Annotated in this window: 21 protein-coding genes; 6 read left to right on the top strand and 15 right to left on the bottom strand. The window is 66.5% G+C overall.

Translation table 11 applies throughout. The features are described 5' to 3' along the window. Positions 1-22 precede the first annotated feature (22 nt). Positions 23-1,825, top strand: a complete 1,803-nt coding sequence (locus tag ACQKLX_RS25560; RefSeq protein ID WP_427364372.1) for a gamma-glutamyltransferase family protein — start codon at positions 23-25, stop codon at positions 1,823-1,825. Positions 1,826-1,836: 11 nt separating this feature from the next. Further along, complete coding sequence (locus tag ACQKLX_RS25555) at positions 1,837-2,580, top strand: DUF1028 domain-containing protein (RefSeq protein WP_427364371.1); 744 nt, start codon at positions 1,837-1,839, stop codon at positions 2,578-2,580. Between the two features lie 2 nt (positions 2,581-2,582). On the opposite strand, the gene ACQKLX_RS25550 is transcribed toward ACQKLX_RS25555, so the two are convergent. The 4 genes from ACQKLX_RS25550 to ACQKLX_RS25535 form a co-directional block, all read right to left on the bottom strand. Next, positions 2,583-3,539 carry a dihydrodipicolinate synthase family protein gene (locus ACQKLX_RS25550; RefSeq protein WP_427364370.1) on the bottom strand — a complete coding sequence of 319 codons (957 nt, stop codon included), beginning with the start codon at positions 3,537-3,539 and terminating at the stop codon, positions 2,583-2,585. A 70-nt stretch (positions 3,540-3,609) separates the two neighbouring features. Beyond that, positions 3,610-4,599 (bottom strand): TRAP transporter substrate-binding protein, encoded by a 990-nt coding sequence (locus ACQKLX_RS25545; protein WP_427364369.1) that lies wholly within the window; start codon positions 4,597-4,599, stop codon positions 3,610-3,612. Positions 4,600-4,632: 33 nt separating this feature from the next. After that, positions 4,633-5,901, bottom strand: a complete 1,269-nt coding sequence (locus ACQKLX_RS25540; RefSeq protein WP_427364368.1) for a TRAP transporter large permease — start codon at positions 5,899-5,901, stop codon at positions 4,633-4,635. Further along, positions 5,901-6,527, bottom strand: a complete 627-nt coding sequence (locus ACQKLX_RS25535) for a TRAP transporter small permease (protein ID WP_427364367.1) — start codon at positions 6,525-6,527, stop codon at positions 5,901-5,903. Before ACQKLX_RS25535 ends, ACQKLX_RS25540 begins: the two co-directional genes overlap by 1 nt. A gap of 86 nt (positions 6,528-6,613) precedes the next feature. Between ACQKLX_RS25535 and ACQKLX_RS25530 the strand changes: the two genes are divergently transcribed. After that, positions 6,614-7,279, top strand: coding sequence for a GntR family transcriptional regulator (locus tag ACQKLX_RS25530; protein ID WP_427364366.1), 666 nt, complete (start codon positions 6,614-6,616; stop codon positions 7,277-7,279). Between the two features lie 194 nt (positions 7,280-7,473). Here ACQKLX_RS25530 and ACQKLX_RS25525 read toward each other — a convergent pair whose 3' ends face one another. The 6 genes from ACQKLX_RS25525 to ACQKLX_RS25500 all read right to left on the bottom strand — a co-directional run bounded on the left by ACQKLX_RS25525 (position 7,474) and on the right by ACQKLX_RS25500 (position 12,529). Continuing rightward, complete coding sequence (locus tag ACQKLX_RS25525; protein ID WP_427364365.1) at positions 7,474-8,553, bottom strand: alanine racemase; 1,080 nt, start codon at positions 8,551-8,553, stop codon at positions 7,474-7,476. After that, positions 8,550-9,008, bottom strand: coding sequence for a RidA family protein (locus ACQKLX_RS25520; RefSeq protein WP_427364364.1), 459 nt, complete (start codon positions 9,006-9,008; stop codon positions 8,550-8,552). Before ACQKLX_RS25520 ends, ACQKLX_RS25525 begins: the two co-directional genes overlap by 4 nt. Further along, a complete protein-coding gene (locus ACQKLX_RS25515) occupies positions 9,005-9,529 on the bottom strand; it encodes a GNAT family N-acetyltransferase (RefSeq protein ID WP_427364363.1) in 525 nt (174 codons plus the stop codon). Before ACQKLX_RS25515 ends, ACQKLX_RS25520 begins: the two co-directional genes overlap by 4 nt. Positions 9,530-9,658: 129 nt before the next feature. Beyond that, complete coding sequence (locus ACQKLX_RS25510; RefSeq protein WP_427364362.1) at positions 9,659-10,822, bottom strand: amidohydrolase/deacetylase family metallohydrolase; 1,164 nt, start codon at positions 10,820-10,822, stop codon at positions 9,659-9,661. Between the two features lie 39 nt (positions 10,823-10,861). After that, entirely contained in the window at positions 10,862-11,467 is a 606-nt protein-coding gene (locus ACQKLX_RS25505; RefSeq protein ID WP_427364361.1) for a hypothetical protein, read from the bottom strand. A 129-nt stretch (positions 11,468-11,596) separates the two neighbouring features. Then, the gene (locus ACQKLX_RS25500) at positions 11,597-12,529 is read right to left on the bottom strand and encodes an N-carbamoyl-D-amino-acid hydrolase (protein ID WP_427364360.1); all 933 of its coding nucleotides are present in this window, start codon (positions 12,527-12,529) and stop codon (positions 11,597-11,599) included. A 179-nt stretch (positions 12,530-12,708) separates the two neighbouring features. Here ACQKLX_RS25500 and ACQKLX_RS25495 point away from each other — a divergent pair, with 179 nt between their 5' ends. Continuing rightward, on the top strand, positions 12,709-13,008 hold the full coding sequence (locus tag ACQKLX_RS25495) for an antibiotic biosynthesis monooxygenase family protein (RefSeq protein WP_427364359.1): 300 nt from the start codon (positions 12,709-12,711) through the stop codon (positions 13,006-13,008). A 282-nt stretch (positions 13,009-13,290) separates the two neighbouring features. Here ACQKLX_RS25495 and ACQKLX_RS25490 read toward each other — a convergent pair whose 3' ends face one another. The 5 genes from ACQKLX_RS25490 to ACQKLX_RS25470 all read right to left on the bottom strand — a co-directional run bounded on the left by ACQKLX_RS25490 (position 13,291) and on the right by ACQKLX_RS25470 (position 19,710). Then, complete coding sequence (locus ACQKLX_RS25490; RefSeq protein ID WP_427364439.1) at positions 13,291-14,154, bottom strand: ABC transporter permease; 864 nt, start codon at positions 14,152-14,154, stop codon at positions 13,291-13,293. Between the two features lie 17 nt (positions 14,155-14,171). Continuing rightward, positions 14,172-15,113: an ABC transporter permease gene (locus ACQKLX_RS25485; RefSeq protein ID WP_427364358.1), complete on the bottom strand. Its 942-nt coding sequence runs from the start codon at positions 15,111-15,113 to the stop codon at positions 14,172-14,174. A 119-nt stretch (positions 15,114-15,232) separates the two neighbouring features. Beyond that, positions 15,233-16,831: an ABC transporter substrate-binding protein gene (locus tag ACQKLX_RS25480; protein ID WP_427364357.1), complete on the bottom strand. Its 1,599-nt coding sequence runs from the start codon at positions 16,829-16,831 to the stop codon at positions 15,233-15,235. Positions 16,832-17,052: 221 nt separating this feature from the next. Then, positions 17,053-18,465 (bottom strand): amidase, encoded by a 1,413-nt coding sequence (locus ACQKLX_RS25475; RefSeq protein WP_427364356.1) that lies wholly within the window; start codon positions 18,463-18,465, stop codon positions 17,053-17,055. 15 nt (positions 18,466-18,480) lie between these two features. Then, entirely contained in the window at positions 18,481-19,710 is a 1,230-nt protein-coding gene (locus ACQKLX_RS25470; protein ID WP_427364355.1) for a M20 family metallo-hydrolase, read from the bottom strand. A 184-nt stretch (positions 19,711-19,894) separates the two neighbouring features. Here ACQKLX_RS25470 and ACQKLX_RS25465 point away from each other — a divergent pair, with 184 nt between their 5' ends. Beyond that, positions 19,895-21,310, top strand: coding sequence for an MATE family efflux transporter (locus ACQKLX_RS25465; protein ID WP_427364354.1), 1,416 nt, complete (start codon positions 19,895-19,897; stop codon positions 21,308-21,310). Positions 21,311-21,422: 112 nt separating this feature from the next. Then, the gene (locus ACQKLX_RS25460; protein ID WP_427364353.1) at positions 21,423-21,845 is read left to right on the top strand and encodes a globin domain-containing protein; all 423 of its coding nucleotides are present in this window, start codon (positions 21,423-21,425) and stop codon (positions 21,843-21,845) included. The last annotated feature ends 136 nt before the right edge of the window (positions 21,846-21,981 follow it).

Below are 21,981 nucleotides of genomic sequence, written 5' to 3'. Positions count from 1 at the left end.
CTTACTGCCCAAGGAACCAATCATGTTCACCACCCGCCCCGAGATCCTCGGCACATTCGGCGTCGTCACCTCGACGCATTGGCTCGCGACCGCCTCCGGCATGGCGATGCTGGAAAAGGGAGGCAATGCCTTCGACGCCTGCGCCGCCGCCGCCTTCGTGCTGCAGGTGGTCGAGCCTCACCTCGTCGGCCCGGCCGGCGACATGCCGGCGGTGTTCTATTCGGCCGAGACGAAGAAGGTCGAAGTGCTCTGCGCCCAGGGACCGGCGCCAGCGGCCGCGACGATCAAGGCCTATAAGGACCTCGGCATCGACATCATCCCCGGCGACGGCCTGCTTTCTACCGTGATCCCCGGCGCCTTCGGCGGCTGGATGACGATGCTGCGCGACCATGGCCGCCTGCCCCTGCGCGAGGTCCTCGAGCCGGCGATCGGCTATTTCGAGAATGGGCACCCAATGCTGCCGCGCGTCTCCGATACGATCGCGGGCCTGAGCGACCTCTTCACCCGGGAATGGCCGACCTCGGGCGCGGTCTATCTGCCCGGCGGCAATGTCCCCAAGGGCCGCGAACTCTTCCGCAATCCAGCGGCAGCCGCGACCTACAAGCGCATCCTCGCCGAGGCGGAGGCCGCCGGCGGCGACCGCCAGAAGCAGATCCAGGCCGCATACGATGCCTGGTACAAAGGCTTCGTCGCCGAGGCGATGGACGCCTTCTGCCGCACGGAAGCGCCGATGGATTCGACCGGGCAGCGCCACAAGGGCCTGCTCACCGCGCAGGACATGGCCGGCTGGACGCCGCATTACGAGGCGCCGGCGAGCGTGACCTACCATGACTGGGAGGTGTTCAAGATCGGCCCCTGGGGCCAAGGACCCGTCTTCCTGCAGACGCTGAAAATCCTCGAAGGCTTCGATCTCTCCGCGATGGGTCCGGCCAGCCCGGAGTTCATCCACCATGTCGCCGAGGCGATGAAGCTCGCCTTCGCCGATCGCGAGGCCTATTACGGCGACCCCGACTTCGTGAAGGTGCCGCTGGCGACGCTGCTGTCCGATGACTATGCCCGCGGCCGGCGCGAGCTGATCGGTAACGAGGCTTCGCTGGAAATCCGCCCGGGCGTGGTGCCGGGCTTCGAGGCCCAGGTCGCGCAGGCGCTCGCCAATATCCGCATCGCCGGCCAGCACGGCGCCAAGGGCGGCGCGACCGTCGGCGAACCGACCTTGGCCTCGATGGTCTCCTCCTCGCGGCGCGGCGACACCGTCCATATCGACGTGATCGACCGCTGGGGCAACATGGTCGCAGCGACGCCGTCGGGTGGCTGGCTGCAATCCTCGCCGGTGATCCCGGAGCTCGGCTTCCCGCTGAACTCGCGCGCACAGGCCTTCTTCCTCGAAGAGGGCCTGCCCTCCTCGCTCGCGGCCGGCAAGCGCCCGCGCACGACACTGACCCCGACCATCGCCTTCGAGAACGGGCAGCCGCGCCTCGCCTTCGGCACGCCGGGCGGCGACCAGCAGGAGCAATGGCAGCTCGGCATGTTCCTGCGCCGGGTGCATCACGGGCTCAATCTGCAGGAGGCGATCGACCTGCCGCTGTTCCACACCCAGCATTTCCCCTCGACCTTCTATCCGCGCGAGGCGCGGCCGGGCCATCTGACGGTCGAGGTAAGTGTCGGCGAGGCGGTGCTGGCCGATCTCGTGCGGCGCGGCCACAAGCTGGAGAAGGCGCCGGCCTGGACCGTCGGGCGTCTGACCGCAGCCGAGAAGAGCGCCGACGGGCTCTTGCGCGCCGCGGCGACGCCGCGTCTGATGCAGGCCTACGCCGCCGGCCGCTGAGGAATAAGCCTATGACCTGGTCCATCGTCGCGCGCGATGCCGCGACGGGCGCCTATGGCGTCGCCGTCTCGACCTGCGCCTTCGCCGTCGGCTCGCGCGTGCCCTATGGCTGCGGCCGGGTCGGTGCGATCGCGACGCAGGCCTTCGTCAACCCGCTCTACGGTGTCGATGGCCTCAGGCTGCTGCAGGAAGGGCGCTCCTCGGTCGAGATCATCGCCAACCTGACCTCTGCTGACGAAGGCCGAGCGCATCGGCAATTGCATCTGATCGACCGCGACGGGCGCACCGCGTCCTATACCGGCAATGCCTGCATCGACTGGTGCGGGGCGGTGAACGGGCCGCAGGTCTCGGTCGCCGGCAACATGCTGGCCGGGCCGGAAGTCGTCCAGGAAACCCTGAAGGCTTATGTCGAGAATTCGGGGCTCGACTTCGACGAGCGCCTGCTGGTGGCGCTCGAAGCCGGCGAGAAGGCCGGCGGCGACAAGCGCGGCCGGCAGTCCTGCGCAATCCGGATCTGGGCCAGCGACCCCGTGCCGAGCTTCGACATCCGTGTCGACGACCACGCCGATCCGCTCGCCGAGTTGCGCCGGCTCTGGCGGGTGGCGCATCAGCGCTATGTGCCGTTCCAGCAGGCCTCGCCCTCGCGGGCGCGGCCGGCCGGCGTCACCGACCGGGCCGAGCTCGACCGGTTGTGTGCGGAGTATGCCGCGGCGTGGAATGCGCGGCATCCGGAGCCGCCCGAGAATGACGGCTGACGTCACGCCGCCTTGGCAGCGCGGCCCCCGGCGGCCCACTTCGCGTACCAGTTCTTGAAGCGGCGCCATTCGGTCTCGACATAGTTGCGCTGGGCGTCGGAGAGCCTGTCGGCATCGTTGAAGTGGCGCTCATAGGCCTTGTGGCCCTCCAGCACCATCAGGTGCTTGTAGTAGAGCACGAGATCGACGCCTTCGTCGAAGGATGACAGCACATAGAGCGCCCGCTCCAGCTCGAGCGCATCGCGCTCGGCCTGCGGATCACCCGCCGCGGCCTTCTGCGACAACGCGACGAGGTGCAGCACTTCCTTCGGCAGGGCATTGCCGATGCCGGTGATCGCGCCGCCGGCGCCGCAACGGATGAAGCCGTGAGTGACCTGCGTGTCGACGCCGACCATCAGGGTCAGCTTGGGATCACGGTTGGTGATGTGCTCGGCCGCATAGGTCAGCGCCGCCCCGCCGCCGAACTCCTTGAAGCCGACGAGATGCGGGAAGCGCGCATTGAGCGCGAAGAACAGGTCGGCCTTGGTCTCGTAGCCGTAATAGGGGCTGTTGTAGATCACCGACGGCAGGTCGACCGCCGCTTCCAGGATGCCCTCGAAATGGGCGCGCTGGGCCTGAAGCGAGGAGCCGCGCGAGAGCACGCGCGGGATCACCATCAGGCCTTGCGCCCCGGCATTCTTGGCATGGGCTGCGAGGGCGGCGGCGCGCTTGGGGTTCTGCGCGCCCGTGCCGACGATGAGCGGGATGCCGCCCTTCACCAGCGCCTCGACACCCTCCATGCGCTGCTCGTCGGTGAGCAGCGGCCAGTCGCCCATCGAGCCGCAATAGACCACCGCCGACATGCCGGCGTCGATCAGATGGCGGCCGGTGCGCACCAGCTCGGCGTAGTCGACGTCGCCCGAGGCGGTGCAGGGGCTCATCAGGGCGGGAATTGTACCGCTGAAGATGTTCTTGGTCATGGCAGGGTCCGCTGGCGGGAGGGATGCGGCTGCGAGCGGAGCGCTCGCAGCCGTGATGATAGCCTGACTATCAGGCGGTGATCGACTTGCCGGCCTTGCGCAGATCGGCGAGCACCGGCGCCTTGGGCAGCCAGATCTTGTCGAACTCGGCGACGACGGCCTCGGCATCCTTCGGGTTGGCGAGCTTGAAGTTGGCGCCGGCAGCCTTGAACTGCTCGACCAGCTTGGGCTCGTTGACGGCGAGCGCATCGATCTGCTCGTCGAGCGCGGCGCGGACCGTCTTCTGGATCAATTCGCGATCGGCCGCCGGCATGCCCTGCCAGACCCGGCCCGAGGCGAGCGCGATCACTGGCATGAAGATCGCGTTCATCTGCAGGATGGTCTTGGAGACCTTGTCGAAGCGCTGGTTCCAGGAGAACTCGAGGTCGGCCTCGAGCCCATCGACCTGGCCGTTCGTCATCGCGTCGAAGACCTGCGGCGTCGGGATGGGTGTCGGGGCGGCGCCGAGCAGCTGGTAGAAATCGCGATAGACCGGGGTCGGGTTGATGCGCAGCTTCATGCCCTTGATGCCGGCGATACCGTCGATCTCCTTGGCGGCGAAGACCGCGCGCATGCCGGTGATGCCCCAGGCCATGCCGACACAGCCGGTTTCACGCGGCAGCACCTCGAACAGCTTCATCGCAACGGGATCACGCACCAGCTTGGCGATCTTGGCGGTGGAGTCGACGATATAGGGCGCGGTGATCGCACCGATCGCCGGGACGCGCGAGCCGAGCTCTGCGGCCATGATCCAGCCCATGTCGAGCGCGCCGGACTGCATCTGCTGCAGCATCGCCGCCTCGTTGCCGAGCTGGCCGGAGTGGAACACCGTGAGGTTCAGCCGGCCATTGGTCTCTGCCTTAAGGCGTTCGCCGACCTTGACGGCCGCGACGTTCCAGGGGTGGCCGTTCGGGGTGAGGATGCCCAGGCGCAGGTCCTTGCTCTGCGCGAGCAACAGCGCGGGCTTGGCGATCGGCAAGGTCGCGGCGGCGGCGATCAGATGGCGGCGTGAAATGGTCATGACGGTACTCCCCTTATTGGTTGGCAGGCGGGTTCACTTCACCAGGGCCAGCGAGAGCCATGGGTAGATCGAGAGCAGGACCAGGAGGACGCAGGAGATGATGAAGAAGGGCAGCGTCACCAGGAACATCTTGCCGGGCTTGGCTCCTGTCACCGCGGCAGCGACGAAGAAGCACAGCCCGACCGGCGGCGAGAGCAGGCCGAGCACGAGGTTGATCACCACGACCACGCCGAAATGGCGGGGATCGATGCTGTAGACCTCGGTCGCGATCGGCAGCAGGATCGGCACCGTCATGATCAGGCCCGGGATGCCGTCGATCACCGTGCCGATGACCAGCAGGATGACGTTGACCAGCAGCATGAAGGTCACCGGATCCTTGGCGATCGACTGGATCGAGGCGGCGACGCTCTGCGGGACCTTGCCGTAGACCAGCACCCAGGAGAACACAGCAGCGGCAGCGACGAGGAAGAGCACGATCGCCGAATAGACGCCGGCGCGCAGCATCATCTGCGGCAGTTGCCCGAAGCTGAGCTGCTTCGTCCAGTAGCGGCCGATCAGCAGCGCCGCGACCGAACCGACGGCTGCCGCCTCCGTCGCATTGGCGAAGCCGCCGAGGATCGAGCCGACGATGACGATCGGGATCAGCAGGGTCGGGGCCGAGTTCAGCACGATCCTGGCGCGCTCGCGCAGGGTCAGCTTGTCGCCGGCCGGATAGTTGTAGACGAAGCCCATGCCGGCGATGATCAGGAAGAACAGGACCGTCAGGAGCACGCCCGGCACGATGCCGGACATCAGCATGTCGCTGACCGAGACCTGGGCCAGCACGGCATAGACGACGAACATCACCGAAGGCGGAATGATCGGGCCGAGCATGCCGCCATAGGCGGTGAGGCCGGCAGCGAAGTCCTTGTCGTAGCCCTTGCGCTCCATCTCAGGGACCATGACCTGCGCCATGATCGCGACCTGGGCCGTCGCCGATCCGAGGATCGAGGCGACGAACATGTTGGCGAGGATGTTGACATAGGCGAGCCCGCCCTTGAGCGAGCCGACGAAGGCCATGGCGAGGTCGACGATGCGGCGGGTGATGCCGCCGCCATTCATGATCTCGCCGATCAGGATGAAGAGCGGGATCGCGATCAGCCCGTAGCTGTCGACGCCGCCGAACATCTGCAGCGGGTAGTTCGGCAGGAGCTGCATGTTGCCGGTGGCCGCCATGTAGATGAGGGCGCCGAGGCAGAGACACAGCGCGATCGGCACGCCGGCCAGCATGATGCCGAAGAAGGCTCCAATCGTGAGGGCCATCAGTTCACCACCCCGTCGGCATTGGCGGCGAAGCCGGGCAGCTCCCGTCTGGCGACGAGGCCGAGATCCTCGAACAGGTTCGCCAGCGCATGCAGCGTCATCGAGAGCGCGAAGATCGGCATGATCAGGTAGATCACCCAGGTCGGCCAGTTCAGGGTCTGGGTGCGCTCGGTGTAGATGAAGTTGAAGGACCCGGCGGCGTATTCCCTGGCATCGAAGCCCGCCTGCGCGATCCCGACCGGATCGAGCCAGAGCCAGCACATCACGCCGAGGCTGATGCCGAACAGCACGACGCCGAGCGTCGCGATCACCCGGAAGATAGCCGCACCGCGCTCCGAGAAGCGCTCGGTCAGCATGGTCACCGCGAAGTCGAGCCGCATGCGCGTCATCGCAGAAGCGCCGATGAAGGTGAGCCAGACGACGCTATAGACCGCGGATTCGTCGATCCAGTAGATCGGATAGCCGGTGTAGCGCGTGATCACGTTGAGCAGGATCAGCGCCGCGAGCAGGAACATCAGGCCCTGGATGGCGCGATGCTCGACCCGGAGCAGGCGCCCGGACACAGCGACGATCGCCTCCGGCACGGCCATGGAACGGCTTTTCGCCGCGACAGCTTCGTTGTTCATGCTTGCCTTCCCCTGACCGCGTTGTAGATTGTATAAAATCTACGTGTCAATGGTTTTCCGCGACACGATCCACTACGGTGCAGCCGATGTCCCCTCCCCTGAAGCACCGCACCCTGTCCTCGGCGATCGTCGATCGCCTGCGCCAGGAGATCCTCGACGGCAGCTATCCGGCCGGCTCGCAATTGCGGCAGGACGCGCTGGCGCAGGCCTATGAGGTCAGCCGCATCCCTGTGCGCGAGGCGCTGTTCCAGCTCGAAGCGGAGGGCTTCGTCAGGATCGTGCCACACAAGGGCGCGATCGTCTCAGGGCTGTCGCTCGACGAGATCAACGACGTCTTCGAGCTGCGCAAGCTCCTGGAGCCGCGGCTGCTGGCGAGCTCGGTGCCGGCGCTGACGGCAGAGGATTTCGCGGCCGTCGCCGGGATGGAGGCCGCGTTCGAGGAAGCGATGACGGCGCGCGACATCAGCCGCTGGGGCCTGCTTAACGCCGATTTCCACATGGCGCTCTATGCCCGTTCGACGCAGCCGCGCACGCTATCGATCGTGGCCGGGCTGCTGCAGACCAGCGATCGCTATACGCGCCTGCAACTGCAGCGCAGCTCGTCGATCGAACGGGCGCGGACCGAGCATAACGAATTGATCCGGCTCTGCCGCACAGGAGCGATGAAGGAGGCGAGCCGCCTGCTCATCGATCATATCGAGCTGGTTCGGCGGGATCTGGTGGCGTTCCTGGAGGAACGCGGGAAGGGGTAAGGGCGAAGAAACATCCGCGGGGGAAACCCCTCTCCCGGATGGGAGAGGGGCAGGGGTGAGGGACCGCCGCTGATTGTTGGGGCGGGGCGGCTGCCGCAGTGCCTTCTACTGGTAGGGCGGGCCCTCATCCCTGCCCTTCTCCCACACGGGAGAAGGGTTCCCCGCGCGCTTCAGAACCGTTCCGCCTAAACAGATCAGGTCAGCTTACCCCGCGCCGCCACCGGCAATTCGCCGACGAGCTTGTCGCCGCGCACGGTCACCAGCCGGTCGACCATGTTGACGACGACGCAGACATGGTTCGGCACCACGCGGACGATCTCGCCGACATTGGGCCGTTCATTGCTGCCGGAAAGGTCGAGGAAGCCGTGCTCCTCGGCGAATTGGGCGATCCGGGCCAGCGGGTATTCGAGGATGTAGCCGTGACCGTCGAGATTGCCCTTGTCGCTGGTCAGCGTCTTCGAGCCGGAATCGAGGATGCCGCGCTCCGGCCCAGCCCGGCTGACCACGGTGGCATAGACCGTCAGCGCACAGTCTTCCAGCTCCGCCACTCCCGCCGCGATCTGCATGCGGTCGTTGAAGATCGAGGTGCCGGAGCGGTGCTCGGTCGAGCCCTTGAGCTTGCCGATGTTGGGGATGTTGGGCGAGCCGCCGGTCGAGACGATACCGGCCTCCAGCCCTGCCTCGCGCAAGCCGGCATTGGCAGTGTCGAGGAAGTCCTGCGTCGCCGGCCAGCCGGTCTCGGGCGGGTACATCAGGAAACCGGCGAAGGTCAGGCCCTTGGAGGCGGCGATCTGCTTGGCGAGCTCGACCGCCTCGCCGGGGGTCTCGACGCCGGCGCGCTTGCGGCCGGTATCGCACTCGACCACGACCTCGAGATTGCGCCCGGCGATCTCGGCAGCCTTGGGCAGGCCGGCAATCGTCACCGGGTTGTCGGCGGCGACGATCATGCGGACGCGGCGCTGCAGCGCACCGAGGCGACCGAGCTTCTCTTCGCCCAAAATATTGTAGCTGATCAGGATGTCGTCGATGCCGCCATCGGCCATGACCTCCGCCTCGCCGAGCTTCTGGCAGGTGATGCCGCGCGCGCCGGCCGCGACCTGGAGCCGGGCCAGCTCGGGGGATTTATGCGTCTTGATGTGCGGGCGGTTGGCGACGCCGGCGGCGTCGCAGGCGGCCTGGAGCCGGGCGATGTTGGCCTCGACCTTGTCGAGGTCGATGACGACGGCCGGCGTGCCGTAGACGCGGGCGATCTCTTCAGCGAGCGCGGTCGTCACGGCAGCACCCGCACGATGACTTCGATCTCGACGGTCATGTTGTTGGGCAGCGAGCCCATGCCGACGGCGGAGCGGGCATGGCGGCCATTGTCGCCGAGCACGGCAACGAACAGGTCGGAGCAGCCATTGATGACCTTGGGATGCTGGGCGAAATCGGGCGCCGCGTTGACCATGCCGAGCAGCTTCACCACCTCGATCTTGTCGAGCGATCCGGCTGCCTTCTTCATCGCCGCCAGCAGGCCGAGACCAGTCTGCTTGGCATGCTCATAGGCTTCCTCGATCGAGACATCGGCGCCGACCTTGCCGGTCGGATAGGTGCCGTCGGCACGCTTCGGGCCCTGGCCGGAGAGATAGATGAAGTCGCCGACGCGCTTGAAGCTGACATAGGTCGCGACCGGGGTCGGCACTTCCGGCAAGGTCAGGCCCAGCTCCTTGAGCTTGTCATCGGCACTCATGCGTCTCTCCCATCGTCTTTCAGATCGCGGATCATATAGCGGGCCGCACTGTCATAGCTCGCAAGCTTGCGGGCAAGGGCTTCGTCATGCGCCTCGCGAAAGCCCTGGCGACGCCAGAAGCCGGCCGAGTTGCCGACGGCGACGAGCGCCATCCGGGCGAAGCCGGAAGCGCTGGCATGTGTGGCCAACCTGTTGACGCAATCGGAGGCAGCGCCACCGCCGCGCGCACTCGGCAGCAGAGCAAGGTCATGGATATAATAGGCGTCGGCATCATCAGGCAGCGCGCCGAGCAGGCTGTCGAGCGCCGGCACCTGTCCGAGAAGCCAGGGATGGCTCAGCACATAACCACCAAACCCCTGCGCGCCGGCCAATACGAGACAGCCGGCGGGATGAAGCGCGAGCCGCTCGGTGAAGACCGCCTCGCCTTCCGGGTAGTCAGGATGCACCTGCGCCGCCACGGCCATGACGGCCGGCAGGTCGGCGGCGAGCATTGGACGCCAGGAGGGTGGGGACATGCTCATGAGAGCGATCCTGCGTCATGCTCGGGCTTGCCCCGAGCATCTCAGGCCGGAGGAGGCTCCTACGGCGCCTTCTCCTCATGAGATTCTCGGGCCTGCGCTTTGCTTCGCCCGAGAATGACGCCTTAGGCCTTACGCCTCGACCTTCTTGAACTTGTTGCTGCGCTTGGGGTGCCACCAGGCGCCCTTCAGCACCACGCCCTCGGAAACGATCTTGCGATCGCCGATCAGGTGCTCTCCGACGACGTCGACATAGTCGAACTTGCCTTCCTTGACGGTGAGCACGGTCGCATCGCCGAGCGAGCCGACCTTGAGCGACCCGTACTCCATCCGCTTCAGCGCCGTGGCGGCGTTCACGGTCGAAGCGGCGATCACATTGTTCAGGCTCATGCCCATGCAGAGGAACTTCGACATGGTGGTGACCTGGTCATAGGCCGGGCCGTCGATGCAGAGCTTGTGCACATCGGAGGAGATCACGTCCGGCTCGAAGCCGTTGGCGAGCATGGCGCGCGTCGTCTTGAACGAGAACGACCCCTTGCCATGGCCGATGTCGAAGATGACGCCGCGCTTGCGGGCGGCGAGCACCTCCGGCTTCACCGTGCCCTGCGCGGTCGAGGGGGCATTCGGGAACGGGCGGAAGGCGTGGGTCAGCACGTCGCCCGGCCGCAGCATGCCGATGACTTCCTCATAGGATGGCGGCGGGTGGTCGATATGGCACATCAGCGGCATGCCGACCTCGTTGGCGACCTGCAGCGCGATGTTGAGCGGCACCGTGCCGGAGGTGCCGGAGGCATGCAGGCCGACGCGGACCTTGATGCCGACGATCAGGTCGCGGTTCTTGTCGGCGACCTCGACGCAATCGATCGGATTCATCAGCCTGAGATCACCGCTCTCACCGACCATGACGCGGTGGTCGAAGCCATAGATGCCGGCATGCGAGACATGGAGATAGGCGAGGATGCGGGCCTGGCTCTTCTCGATCACATGCTTGCGGAAGCCCGGCCAATTGCCCGGGCCGGCCGAACCGGTATCGACCGAGGTGGTGACACCAGAGGCGCGGCAGAACTCGTCGGCGTCGATGCCGAGCGACGTGCCGCCCCAATACACGTGGGTGTGCAGGTCGATCAAGCCGGGCGTGACGATGTAGCCGGAGACGTCGCGGATCTCCTTGGCACCCTTCAGGTCCTTGCCGAAGCCCGAGACTTTCCCGTCGGTGAAGGCGACATCGACCACGCCGTCATGCTTCTGCGACGGGTCGATGACCCTGCCGCCCTTGAGGATGAGATCGTGAGTCATGACAGCTCCCTGGGAAACCGGGCGGCGGATGCTTCGCATTCAGGCGAAACTGGCCGTATCGCCCTTCTGGATGATGGTAAAGACGGTCTTGAGGCGACCTCGCAAGCCCGGAATGTAGAGCTGCGAGATGGTCGGATCCTGGATCGGAACGTAGTCGGCCTTGCCATCCCGCTTGTCGGCCTTGTGCGGATCACGATTGTAATAGGCGGGAAGCCCGCGCCCCTTATAGGCGTCGAGCCGGACGTTGAGCCGGGCGATCACCAGCGAACCGCAATCGCCCCATTCATAGGGAATGGCGAAATAGAGCTTGGCGGCATAGGCGAGCCGCGACGAGCGGATACTCTTGGCGTAGCGCTGGATCGTGCCGTGGCGCTGCGCCGCCTGCTTCACCTTCACGAACACCTCGTAGTCCGCCCACCAGCAGCCGGAGGCGGCATCTCTCCAATCTTTGGTGAAACGCTTCGAATCGCAGAAGCGGAAATAATGCTGTCCAACATCGAGATGGATACGCTGGACATGCGACATGCCGCCGTTCTGAGGCCCACCCGAGAGGCCGCGCGCGGCCATATTGTGGTAGGTGATGTCGGCTTGGTCAGCGGGGTCGTCCGAAACGAAGAATTTCTTGTTCACGGGTTCGGCGGCCATGTCATCGCTCCTGTCGAGGTGCCGCGGCCGTCGGCTCGACGAGCACGGCGCAGCTTCGGGGAGCCCTTGGCCTGATCAGAGCCGGTTCTCGATTGCGTCCGGGGAATGCGGCGCATGCGCCGGCGACGGTCACGCGATCACCGCGCCCTTGCGCTCGACGATCATGCCGTAGGTTTGCGGCTCGCGATGCCTCGCGAAGTTGAAGGTCGAGTTCTTGTAGCTGTTGCCGAGGTCGAGATCGCAGCGGGCAACGACGAGCTCGTCATCCTCGGTCACCGCCTGCGCCACCACCTCGCCGGTCGGGGCGATGATGCAGGAGCCGCCGATCTGGTCGACGCCGGCCTCCAGCCCGGCCTTGGCGACGCCGACCACCCAGGTCGCGTTCTGATAGGCGCCGGCCTGCATGACGAGCTGGTTGTGAAAATTGCCGAGCCGGTCATGGGCTGGAGCCGGCGGATTGTGCTTGGGCGTGTTGTAGCCGAGCACGATCATCTCGACGCCCTGCAGCCCCATGACGCGATAGCTCTCGGGCCAGCGGCGATCATTGCAGATCATCATGCCGAGCCGCCCGCCCATCGTCTCCCAGACCGGCCAGCCGAGATTGCCGGTCTCGAAATAGCGCTTCTCGAGATTCTGGAAGACGGCGTCCGGCCGGTGCTCGGGATGGCCCGGCAGATGGATCTTGCGGTACTTGCCGACGATCTTGCCGGCCTTGTCCACGATGATCGCGGTGTTGAAGCGGCGCTTGCGGCCATCCTCGAAGGCGAGCTCGGGATAGCCGAGATGGAAGCCGACGCCGAGCCGCTGCGCCTCGGCAAAGAGCGGCGCCGTCTCGTTCGAGGGCATGGCGCTCTCGAAATAGGAGTCGATCTCGGCTTCGTCATCCATCCACCAATGCGGAAAGAAGGCCGTCAGCGCCGCCTCGGGATAGACGACGAGGTCGCAGCCATTCGACTTCGCCTGGCGCATCAGCTCGATCATCCGGGCGACGGCGGAGCCGCGGCTCTCGTCGCGCTGGATCGGCCCGAGTTGGGCTGCGCCGACGGTCAGGATACGAGGCATTGGAAAGTTCCTACTGTGCTTGGTCGTGGCTCAAGGCTTCCGCTGTAAGCGGACGTCGTTATCCCTGTGCGCCATTGCGCAGTTGCCGTTACGGCAATAGCGTCGGGCGTTTCCTCTGGGCTCGGTCCGGAAGCGCCGGCCGCGGCTGCCGAGGCAGCATCGAGCTGCGGATCAAGGCCATGACCACGTTCAATGTCGTCCGCTTCCGCATCAAGCCCGGGCGCGAGGACGAATTCCTCGATGCCCATCGCCAGGGCAAAGCCAACTGGCCCGGTCTCGCAAGGGGCCACATCATCAAGACCGGCGACCACACCTATTGCCTGATCGGCGAATGGGCCGACCTTGCCACGCTGAAGGGCGCCCGCGACCAGATGATCGCGACGCTGGGCAGCTTCCGCGACACGCTTGAGGATCAAGGCGGCGGTCTCGGCGTCACCGACGCGGTGTCCGGCGACGTCGTCCTCGACCTGCGCGGCTAGCGCCGCCTGGCAGTCAGCGCAGTCTCTTTGCTCAAGGCTGATTGCCCGGGCTCCTCCCTTCCCCCTTGTGGGGAAGGGCTGGGGATGGGGGTGGCGCCGCTTGGTGACCGGTCGGAGAAATGAGCCGGCAACAACGGCAGCGCAATTAATGTCTGCCGACCGCTCCGGCTTTGCGACCCCCACCCCTGCCCCTCCCCACAAGGGGGAGGGGTTCCCCAAGCCTAAACGGATCGGGCTTCGTCTTCGCCCGATGGCGACGCATGACATGACGCCGAACCGCCTTCAGATGCTCTTCGCCAGCCGCGGATCGAGCGAGTCGCGCAGGCCGTCGCCGAGCAGGTTCACCGCCAGAACGGTAATCGACAGGAACAGCGCAGGAAAGAAGACGATGTGCGGCCTGACCTGCCAGAGCGCCCTGCCCTCGGCCATGATGTTGCCCCAGGACGGAGTCGCCGGCGGCACACCGGCTCCGATGAAGGACAGGATCGCCTCGATGATCATGGCGCTGGCGCAGATATAGGTCGCCTGCACCGTCATCGGCGCGATCGTGTTGGGCAGGATGTGCTTGAAGATGATGCGCGGCACGCGGGCACCGTTCGAAATCGCCGCCTCGACATAGGGCTGCTCGCGCAGGGAAAGCACGACGCTGCGCACCAGGCGCGCGACGCGCGGGATCTCGGCGATGGTGATGGCGACGATGACGTTGCCGACCGAGCCGCGCGTCAGCGCCATCAGGGCGATGGCGAGCAGGATCGGCGGGATCGACATCATGCCATCGATGACGCGCATCACGATGCCGTCGGCCCAGCGCACGAAGCCGGAGAACAGCCCGATCGCGAGCCCTGCGACCGAGGCCAGGATCGCCACCGAGAAACCGACGATCAGCGAGACGCGGGCACCGTAGACGACCCGCGAATAGATGTCGCGACCGAGCATGTCGGTGCCGAACCAGTAGAGCTCGGACGGCATGCGGGTGCGCCGCGCCGTCGAGATCGCGGTCGGATCGACCGTCCAGAGCAGCGGGGCGAAGATCGCGATGAAGATCATCGCCAGCAGCAGGAAACCGCCGATCGCGACCGAAGGGTGCTTGCGCAGATAGGAGCGCTTGAGCGGCTTGGCCGCGCCGGCTTCATCCGCCAGGGGCAGTGGGGCAGCGGGAGCGGTCAATAGCGTATCCTCGGGTCGACGAGGGTGTAGATCAGGTCGACGGCCAGGTTCACCAGCACGTAGACGAAGGAGAAGATCAGCACGACGCCCTGGATGACCGGATAGTCACGCCGCAGGATCGCATCGAGCGTCAACCGGCCGAGGCCCGGAATGGCGAAGACGCTCTCGGTGACGACAGCGCCGCCGATCAGGAGCGCGACGCCGATGCCGATGATGGTGACGACCGGCACCGCTGCGTTCTTCAGCGAATGCAGGAACAGCACGTCGCGGTTGTTGACGCCCTTGGCCTGGGCGGTGCGGACATAGTCCTGCTGAAGTACCTCGAGCATGGTGGCGCGGGTGATGCGCGCGATCAGCGCGATATAGACCGTGCCCAGCGTGATCGCGGGTAGGATCAGATTCTTGAACCAGGGCCAGATGCCCTGAGAAATCGGCGTGTAGCCCTGCACCGGCAGCCAGTCGAGCTTGAGCGCGAAGACATAGGCGAGCAGATAGCCGATCACGAAGACCGGGACCGAGAAGCCGAAGACCGCGAAGCCGACCACGGCGCGATCGACCCAGGTACCGGCCTTCCAGGCTGCGACGACGCCGAGCGGCACGGCGATCACCACCGCGAAGATCAGCGTCAGCACCATCAGCGACAAGGTCGGCTCGATGCGCTGGGCGATGAGTTGCGTCACCGGCAGCGAGGTGAAGATCGAGGTGCCGAGATCGCCCTGCAGCACCCGGAAGAACCATTCGCCGAAGCGGACGAGATAGGGCCTATCGAGGCCGAGGCTCTGGCGGATCCGCTCGACATCGGCGGGCGAGGCCTGGTCACCGGCGATCACGGCCGCCGGATCGCCTGGCGCGATGTAGAGGAGCGAGAAGACGAACAGCGCCACGAAAGCCATGACGGGGATCGTCGAGATGATGCGTCTGACGATGAAAGCGAGCATCGAACCCCTGAGTTGCCGTTGCTGGCGCCGGACTTATCGGGATGGCGATCCCGACAAGTCCGGCGGGCTTGATTGGAGCCGCACCCCGGTGGTGAGCCGGGCCGCGGGCTTGCTCGGTCTCAGGCCTTGGACACGCCCCAGAAGAAGGGCAGCGGGCCGCTGGTCACGCCGGTGACGTTCTTCCGCCAGGCCTGGTAGCCGAGATAGAAGCCGGTCGGCGCATAGACCACGTTCTCGACGGCCGCCTTGTTGAGACGGTCCATCGCCGCCTTCTCCTCGGCCAGGTCCTTGGCGTTGAACCAGTTGGTGACCTCGGTTTCGACCGCCGGCACGTCCGGCCAGCCGAACCAGGCCTTGTCGCCATTGGCGCGGATCGCCGTATAGGAGGACGGGTTGATGCAGTCGGCGCCGGCATGCCAGGTGTGGAACATGCTCCAGCCGCCCTGGCTCGGCGGGGTCTTCTGGGCGCGCCTCGCGCCGACCGTACCCCAGTCGGTGGCGACGAAATCGACCTTCAGGCCAATGCTCTTCAAGAGCTCGGCGGTGACGTCGCCCATCGCCTTGGTCGCGGACATGTCCTGCGCCACCACGCAGATCACCGGCTCGCCATTATAGCCGGACTCGGCGATCAGCTTCTTGGCGGCCGCGACGTTCTTCATCTTCAGCATGTCGCCGCCGGCTTCGGTGTAGAGCGGGGTGCCTGGCGTGAAGAAGCCGGGCAGCGGCTTCCAGAGCTTGTCGTCGTCGCCGACGATCGCGCGCATGAAGTCTTCCTGGTTCATCGCCGTCAGCACCGCCTGACGCACCTTCAGATTGTTGAAGGGCGGATGCAGGTGGTTCATGCGGAAGGCGCCGATATTGCCGAGCGGATCGCCGATATCGACGCTGATGTCCTTGTGGCCCTTGAGCACCGGCACGAGATCGGAGAGCGGGGTCTCCCACCAATCGACCTCGCCGCTCTGCAGCGCCGCCGCCGCGGTCGCAGCGTCAGGGATGATCACCCACTCGATCCGGTCGACCAGCATGTTCTTGCCGCCGGCGAGCCAATCGGCCTTCTCGGAGCGCGGCACGTAGTCGGCGAACTTCTCGAACACCGCCTTGGCGCCCGGCACCCATTCATTGCGGGCGAACTTCATCGGCCCGGAGCCGACATATTCGGTGATCTGCGTGAACGGGTCGGTCTTGGCGATGCGCTCGGGCATGATGAAGGAGCACGGCGCATTGTTCTTGGCGAGCGCCAGCAGCATCTTCGGGAAGGGCTGCTTGAGCTTCCATGTCCAGGTGCGGTCGTCGACGGCGGAGAGTTCGTTCTCGATCGCCTTGATCATCAGGCCCATCGGGTCGCGGGCCTGCCAGCGCTTCAGGCTCTGCACCACGTCCTTGGCGAGCACCGGCGTGCCGTCATGGAATTTGAGGCCGGAGCGCAGCTTGAAGGTCCATGTCAGCCCGTCGGAGGAGACCTCCTCGCCGTCGACCATCTGGCGCTGCGGCTGGAACTTCGAATCGATGCCGTAGAGCGTGTCCCAGACCAGCGCGGCCGCGTTGCGGACGACGTATTGCGTCCCCCAGATCGGGTCGAAATTGGCGAGATTCGCCTGCGGCACGAAGCGCAGCGTCTTGGCTGCCGCGCCTTGTGAGAGCGCCGGCATGGCGAGACCGCCGGTTGCTGCCAGAACGCCGGTCCCGGCGGCGGTCTTCAGAAAATTCCTGCGGTCCATCTCATGCTCTCCCCTGAAGCGGCGGCCTCTGATCGGGCGACCTTGCCTAGAGTGTGGGCAGAAAAATCCGCACCTGACAACACGCTTTGACGGGCCGCTACGACAAGAAGCGACCCTGCAGGGTTCGTGCCAAACGGAACCGGTTTGCGGCTCACGACACCGTTTGCAAACAAATGACGCGTCGCCCCACCGGAGCGACGCAGAAAATTGCGCCGATCTGCTTAAATCGATTTGATCGGCGCATCGACCCGAGCGAAAGGATGCGCTGTTTCGAGCGCCGCTGCCGCCTGCATGACAAGCGCATCATTGCCGAAGGCGCCGACGATCTGCAGGCTCGCCGGCAATCCTGCCGAGGTCAGTCCGCAGGGCACGGCGGCGGCCGGCTGCTGGGTGATGTTGAAGGGGTAGGTCAGCGGCGTCCAGCGCGTCCAGTCCTCGCCATAGCCGCCATGCTCGGGCGTGTTCCTGCCGACCGCGAAGGCCGGCAGCGGCAGCGTCGGCGTCAGCAGCAGGTCGAAGCGCTCGTGGAACTGCGCCATCTGGTAGGCGAGCGCGTTGCGCTGATACAGCAAGGCATCGACGTAGGCCGCGCTGTCGATCGCCTCGCCGATCTCGGCAGCCGCGACGAGGCCAGGGTCCATCTGCGCGCGCCCCGCGGCATCGGTGCTGCGCAGCGCCAGCGCCGCGCCGGCTGACCAGAGCGTCGTCAACGTCGCGATCGGATCGTCGAAGCCGGGGTCGACTTCCTCGACGGTCGCGCCGAGATCGCGGAAGGTCAGTGCCGCCGCATGCGCCAATGCCGCGATCTCCGTATCGACCTGAACATCGCTGCCTAGACGGGGCGACCAGGCGATGCGCAAGCCGCGCACGCCGCGGTCGAGTTCTGCCGTAAAATCGGGCGGGGCATCCTTGAAGGCGGTCATGTCGCGCGCATCGGGGCAGCCGATCGCATTCATGGCGAGGGCGGCATCGCGCACGGTGCGGGTCAGCGGCCCGAGATGGGCGAGGAAGCCCATCACCGAGGCCGGCCAGGCCGGCACGCGGCCATAGGTCGGCTTCAGGCCGAAGACACCGCAGAAGGCGGCGGGAATTCGCACCGAACCAGCGCCGTCGGTGCCGAGATGGATACAGCCGAGATTGAGCGCAGCGGCGACGGCCGCTCCCGAGGACGAGCCGCCCGGGCCGGTCGAGGTATCCCAGGGATTGCGGGTGATGCCGGAGAGCGGCGAATCGCCGACCCCCTTCCAGCCATATTCCGGCATCGTCGTCTTGCCGAGGAAGACGCAGCCGGCCTCGCGCAGCCGCGCCGTCGCCGGGGCGTCCTGCTGGAACGGCGCATCGGACGCGATCGCCGAGCCACGACGCATCGGCCAGCCGGCGACGCCGAGATTGTCCTTGATCGTCACCGGCACGCCGTCGAGCGGGCCGAGCGCCTCGCCTTTCAGCCAGCGGGCCTCGGCGGCCTGCGCCATGGCGAGCGTCACCGGCTCGTCACGCACGACGAACGCATTCACTTCGGGCTCGAAACGCTCGATGCGGGCGAGCGCGTCGCGGGCGACTTCGACCGGCGAGAGTTCGCGTGCGGCATAGAGATCGCCGAGCTCGGCGGCGGAGAGGGAGGAAATGGTGGTCATGGCTCCAAATCCCCGTCAGGCGTTGGCGGCGCGCCAGGCGGCGCTGAGCAGGACATTGGCGCCGGCGACCATGTCGTCGTCGCTGCTGAGTTCGGCCGGATTGTGCGAGAGCCCGCCGATCGAGGGGATGAAGACCATCGCCGTCGGGCAGAGACGCGACATCATCTGCGCATCATGACCGGCACCGGAAATCATCCGGCGGATCGGCAGGCCGAACTCGGCGGCGCTCGCCTCGACGCTGGCGATCAATTCCTCAGCGAAGGGCGTCGCCGGGAAGCGGGCGAGATCGCGGAAGCTGATCGCGATGTCGTCGCGCGCCGAGAGTTCGGCGCAGAACTTGCGCACCGCCGCCTCGGCTTCGGCCAAAGGCACGTCGAGCGGATTGCGCAGGTCGAGCGTCATCACCACGGTCTCCGGCACGACGTTGACGTTGCCGGGCCAGGTGCGGATCACGCCTGAATTGGCGAGCTGGCCCGGGATCGTCTTGGTCAGCTCGTTGGCGAAGATGTTGATGCGGGCCGCCGCGAGGCCGGGATCCTTGCGATAACGCATCGGCGTCGTGCCGGCATGGCTCGGCCGCCCGGTCAGCGTCAGCTCGAGCCAGCAGATCGCCTGGATGCCGGTGACGGCGCCGAGCCCGCCGCCTTCGCTCTCCAGCACCGGCCCCTGCTCGATATGCAGTTCGAGATAGGCATGCGCCGGCAGGAAGCCGGGTTGTTCCGGCCCGTGATAGCCGATGCGCGTCAACTCGGTCCCGAGCACGGCGCCGTCGGAATCGAGTTCGGCATGGGCAGCCTCGACGCTCATCCCGCCGGCCCAGACATAGGAGCCGAGCATGTCGGGGTGGAAGCGCGCGCCCTCCTCATTGGTGAAGGCGATCACCGCCATGTCGCGCTTCGGGGTCACGCCGGCATCGCGCAGGGCCGCCAGCACCTCGACGCCGCCGATCACACCGAGCGCTCCGTCGAAGCGCCCGCCGGTGCCGACCGTGTCGATATGCGAACCCATGATCACCGCCGGCCCGTCCTCCTGGCCCTTCAGGATGCCGACGATGTTGCCGATCGCATCGACGCGGACATCGAGGCCCAGCGCCTTCAATTCGCCGACAAGCCAGTCGCGCCCCGCCTTGTCCTCATCGGTCAGCGCCAGACGCCGGCAGCCACCCTCCGGCGTCGCCCCGATCCGCGACAGGGCCGCCAGCCGCGAGAGCAGGCGCTCCCCATCGATCCGCAGGTTGGTGCTCATCGCGTCGGCTCTCCACAGGCGTCGATCAATTCGGGAGCCCAGCAGGCCGGAACGAGGCCGCGCGCGCAAGAGGCAGAATCGGCGATCGAGCGCGGACCCGCAGCGCGCCACGCGCAGGGCGCGGCCCGACCAAGCGCGGCAAGGACTGTGAAGGAGCAGTCTGCCCAGATAAAAGGCAATCATCATGTCGCAGATCGCCCTGCCCTACCGGTCGGCGAGCCCCTGGCTCACCGAGGTCAAAGCCATGCTGGCGCTGAGCTGGCCGATGGTGCTGACCAATGTCGCCCAGACGGCGATGACGGCGACCGACGTGATCATGATGGGGCATCTCAGCCCCGATGCCTTGGCGGCCGGCGCGCTCGCCTCCAATCTCTACATGGCCTTCCTGATCTTCGGCATCGGCGTGATGGCGGCGGTCGCGCCAATGGTCGCGATCGAGCTCGGGCGGAACCGGCATTCGGTGCGCGATGTCCGGCGCACGGTGCGCCAGGGCTTCTGGGTTGCGGCGACCATGGCCGGGCCGATGTGGCTCTGCCTCTGGCAGGCGGAGACGATCCTGACCACCATGGGCCAGAATCCGGCGCTGGCGGCGGCCGCCGCCTCCTATCTGCACACGCTGCAATGGGGGCTCCTGCCCTTCTATTGCTATCTCGTCCTGCGTGGCTTCCTGGCGGCGTTGCAGCGGCCGTTCTGGGTCTTCGTGACCGTACTCTTCGCGGTCGTCTTCAACGCCTTCGCCAACTGGGTGCTGATGTTCGGCCGGCTCGGCTTCCCGGCGCTCGGTCTGCCCGGCTCGGGGCTGGCGACAGCGCTGGCCTCGACCCTGATGTTCGCTGGCCTCGCCATGGTGGTCTCGCTCGACCGGCGCTTCCGGCGCTACCATCTGTTCGGCCGGTTCTGGCGGCCGGACTGGAGCCGCTACAGCGCCTTCTGGCGGATGGGCTTGCCGATCGGCATCACCGTCGGCTTCGAGGTGTGGATCTTCAACGGCGCCGCCTTCCTGATGGGCCTGCTCGGCCCGACCCCGCTCGCAGCCCATGCGATCGCGATCCAGATCGCCTCGCTGTGCTTCATGGTGCCGATGGGCATCGGCCAGGCCGGGACCGTCAGGGTCGGCCACGCCTTCGGCGCCGGCGACGGCCAGGGCATCACGCGGGCGGGCACGACGGCGCTCGGCCTCGCAACCGCCTTCATGTGCTTCACCGCCCTCTTGATGCTGCTGGTCCCGCACTGGCTGGTCGTGCCCTTCCTCGACGCCAGCAAACCGCGCGCCGCCGAAGTGGCCGAGATGGCCGTGCTGTTCCTGTTCTATGCCGCGATCTTCCAGATCGTCGACGGCGTGCAGGTGGTCGGCGTCTCGATCCTGCGCGGCCTGCGCGATACGCGCGTGCCGATGCTGTTCGCCGGTCTCGGCTATTGGGGGATCGGCTTGCCGCTCTCGGCCGCGCTCGGCTTCCTGACACCGCTCGCCGGCGTCGGCGTCTGGATCGGGCTTGCAACCGGCCTGTCGGTCGTCGCCGTCCTGATGCTGGCGCGCTGGTCCGCGCGCGAACGCCTCGGTCTGACCAGGGGAGCCGGTCAGGCGGTGGCGCAAAGCTAGCGGTCGCAGGGAAGCAACGATTCGCTAACTCTGAGTTGCGTTTTCACGAGTCCTGGCGGAGAGTTCCTGAAGCGATCCCTCATGATGCCTCGCTCGAAAAGGGGGGGAGGTCGTGACGCCGCAGGATATCGCGTTGATCCGGTCGAATTTCGCGCAACTGCATCGGCGCAAGATCGAGACGGCTTGCCTGTTCTATGAGCGGCTGTTCACCACTGCGCCGAGTACGCGCGCGCTGTTCAAGACCGATATCGAAGCACAAGCGGCAAAGCTGATCGAGACGCTTACCGTGGCGCTCGCCATGCTGAACGATCCAGCCGGTCTCACCGCCCTGCTCACGCGCCTGGGCGAACGCCATCGCGGCTACGGTGTCCGGCCGTCTCATTACGATGCCGTCCGCAGCGCCCTGCTGTGGACGCTGGAGACCTCGCTCGGACAAGAGTTCACAGCGCAGGCACGAGCGGCCTGGAGCGAACTCTACGACCAGATGGCGTCGACCATGCTCGCCGCCGGCGTCGCCAGCCAGCGCTCGGCCTAAGCGCCCCGCGCTCAGAACTCTTCCCATCCGGCATCGTCTGCGCGTCCGTTTGCGGTCTTGCGGGCTGGCGCGACCTTGCTCTGGGCGAAGGCGGCCTCGGCGAGCTGGCGCAGGCGCTCCGGCTCGGAATCGCGAC

Origin of the sequence: Allobosea sp. NPDC003192 (assembly GCF_050275675.1) — a bacterium.
Lineage (GTDB): Bacteria > Pseudomonadota > Alphaproteobacteria > Rhizobiales > Beijerinckiaceae > Allobosea.
The sequence above is the reverse complement of the archived record's forward strand: the minus strand, read 5'-3'. Positions and strand labels throughout refer to the sequence as shown.

Coding starts and splice junctions, on each gene's coding strand:
- ACQKLX_RS25480 (WP_427364357.1), bottom strand. CDS start 16,831: ATGGACCGCAGGAATTTTCTGAAGACCGCCGCCGGGACCGGCGTTCTG.
- ACQKLX_RS25540 (WP_427364368.1), bottom strand. CDS start 5,901: ATGGCCCTCACGATTGGAGCCTTCTTCGGCATCATGCTGGCCGGCGTG.
- ACQKLX_RS25470 (WP_427364355.1), bottom strand. CDS start 19,710: ATGAGCACCAACCTGCGGATCGATGGGGAGCGCCTGCTCTCGCGGCTG.
- ACQKLX_RS25485 (WP_427364358.1), bottom strand. CDS start 15,113: ATGCTCGCTTTCATCGTCAGACGCATCATCTCGACGATCCCCGTCATG.
- ACQKLX_RS25515 (WP_427364363.1), bottom strand. CDS start 9,529: ATGAGCATGTCCCCACCCTCCTGGCGTCCAATGCTCGCCGCCGACCTG.
- ACQKLX_RS25465 (WP_427364354.1), top strand. CDS start 19,895: ATGTCGCAGATCGCCCTGCCCTACCGGTCGGCGAGCCCCTGGCTCACC.
- ACQKLX_RS25550 (WP_427364370.1), bottom strand. CDS start 3,539: ATGACCAAGAACATCTTCAGCGGTACAATTCCCGCCCTGATGAGCCCC.
- ACQKLX_RS25560 (WP_427364372.1), top strand. CDS start 23: ATGTTCACCACCCGCCCCGAGATCCTCGGCACATTCGGCGTCGTCACC.
- ACQKLX_RS25510 (WP_427364362.1), bottom strand. CDS start 10,822: ATGACTCACGATCTCATCCTCAAGGGCGGCAGGGTCATCGACCCGTCG.
- ACQKLX_RS25530 (WP_427364366.1), top strand. CDS start 6,614: ATGTCCCCTCCCCTGAAGCACCGCACCCTGTCCTCGGCGATCGTCGAT.
- ACQKLX_RS25500 (WP_427364360.1), bottom strand. CDS start 12,529: ATGCCTCGTATCCTGACCGTCGGCGCAGCCCAACTCGGGCCGATCCAG.
- ACQKLX_RS25475 (WP_427364356.1), bottom strand. CDS start 18,465: ATGACCACCATTTCCTCCCTCTCCGCCGCCGAGCTCGGCGATCTCTAT.
- ACQKLX_RS25520 (WP_427364364.1), bottom strand. CDS start 9,008: ATGAGTGCCGATGACAAGCTCAAGGAGCTGGGCCTGACCTTGCCGGAA.
- ACQKLX_RS25495 (WP_427364359.1), top strand. CDS start 12,709: ATGACCACGTTCAATGTCGTCCGCTTCCGCATCAAGCCCGGGCGCGAG.
- ACQKLX_RS25505 (WP_427364361.1), bottom strand. CDS start 11,467: ATGGCCGCCGAACCCGTGAACAAGAAATTCTTCGTTTCGGACGACCCC.
- ACQKLX_RS25555 (WP_427364371.1), top strand. CDS start 1,837: ATGACCTGGTCCATCGTCGCGCGCGATGCCGCGACGGGCGCCTATGGC.
- ACQKLX_RS25535 (WP_427364367.1), bottom strand. CDS start 6,527: ATGAACAACGAAGCTGTCGCGGCGAAAAGCCGTTCCATGGCCGTGCCG.
- ACQKLX_RS25545 (WP_427364369.1), bottom strand. CDS start 4,599: ATGACCATTTCACGCCGCCATCTGATCGCCGCCGCCGCGACCTTGCCG.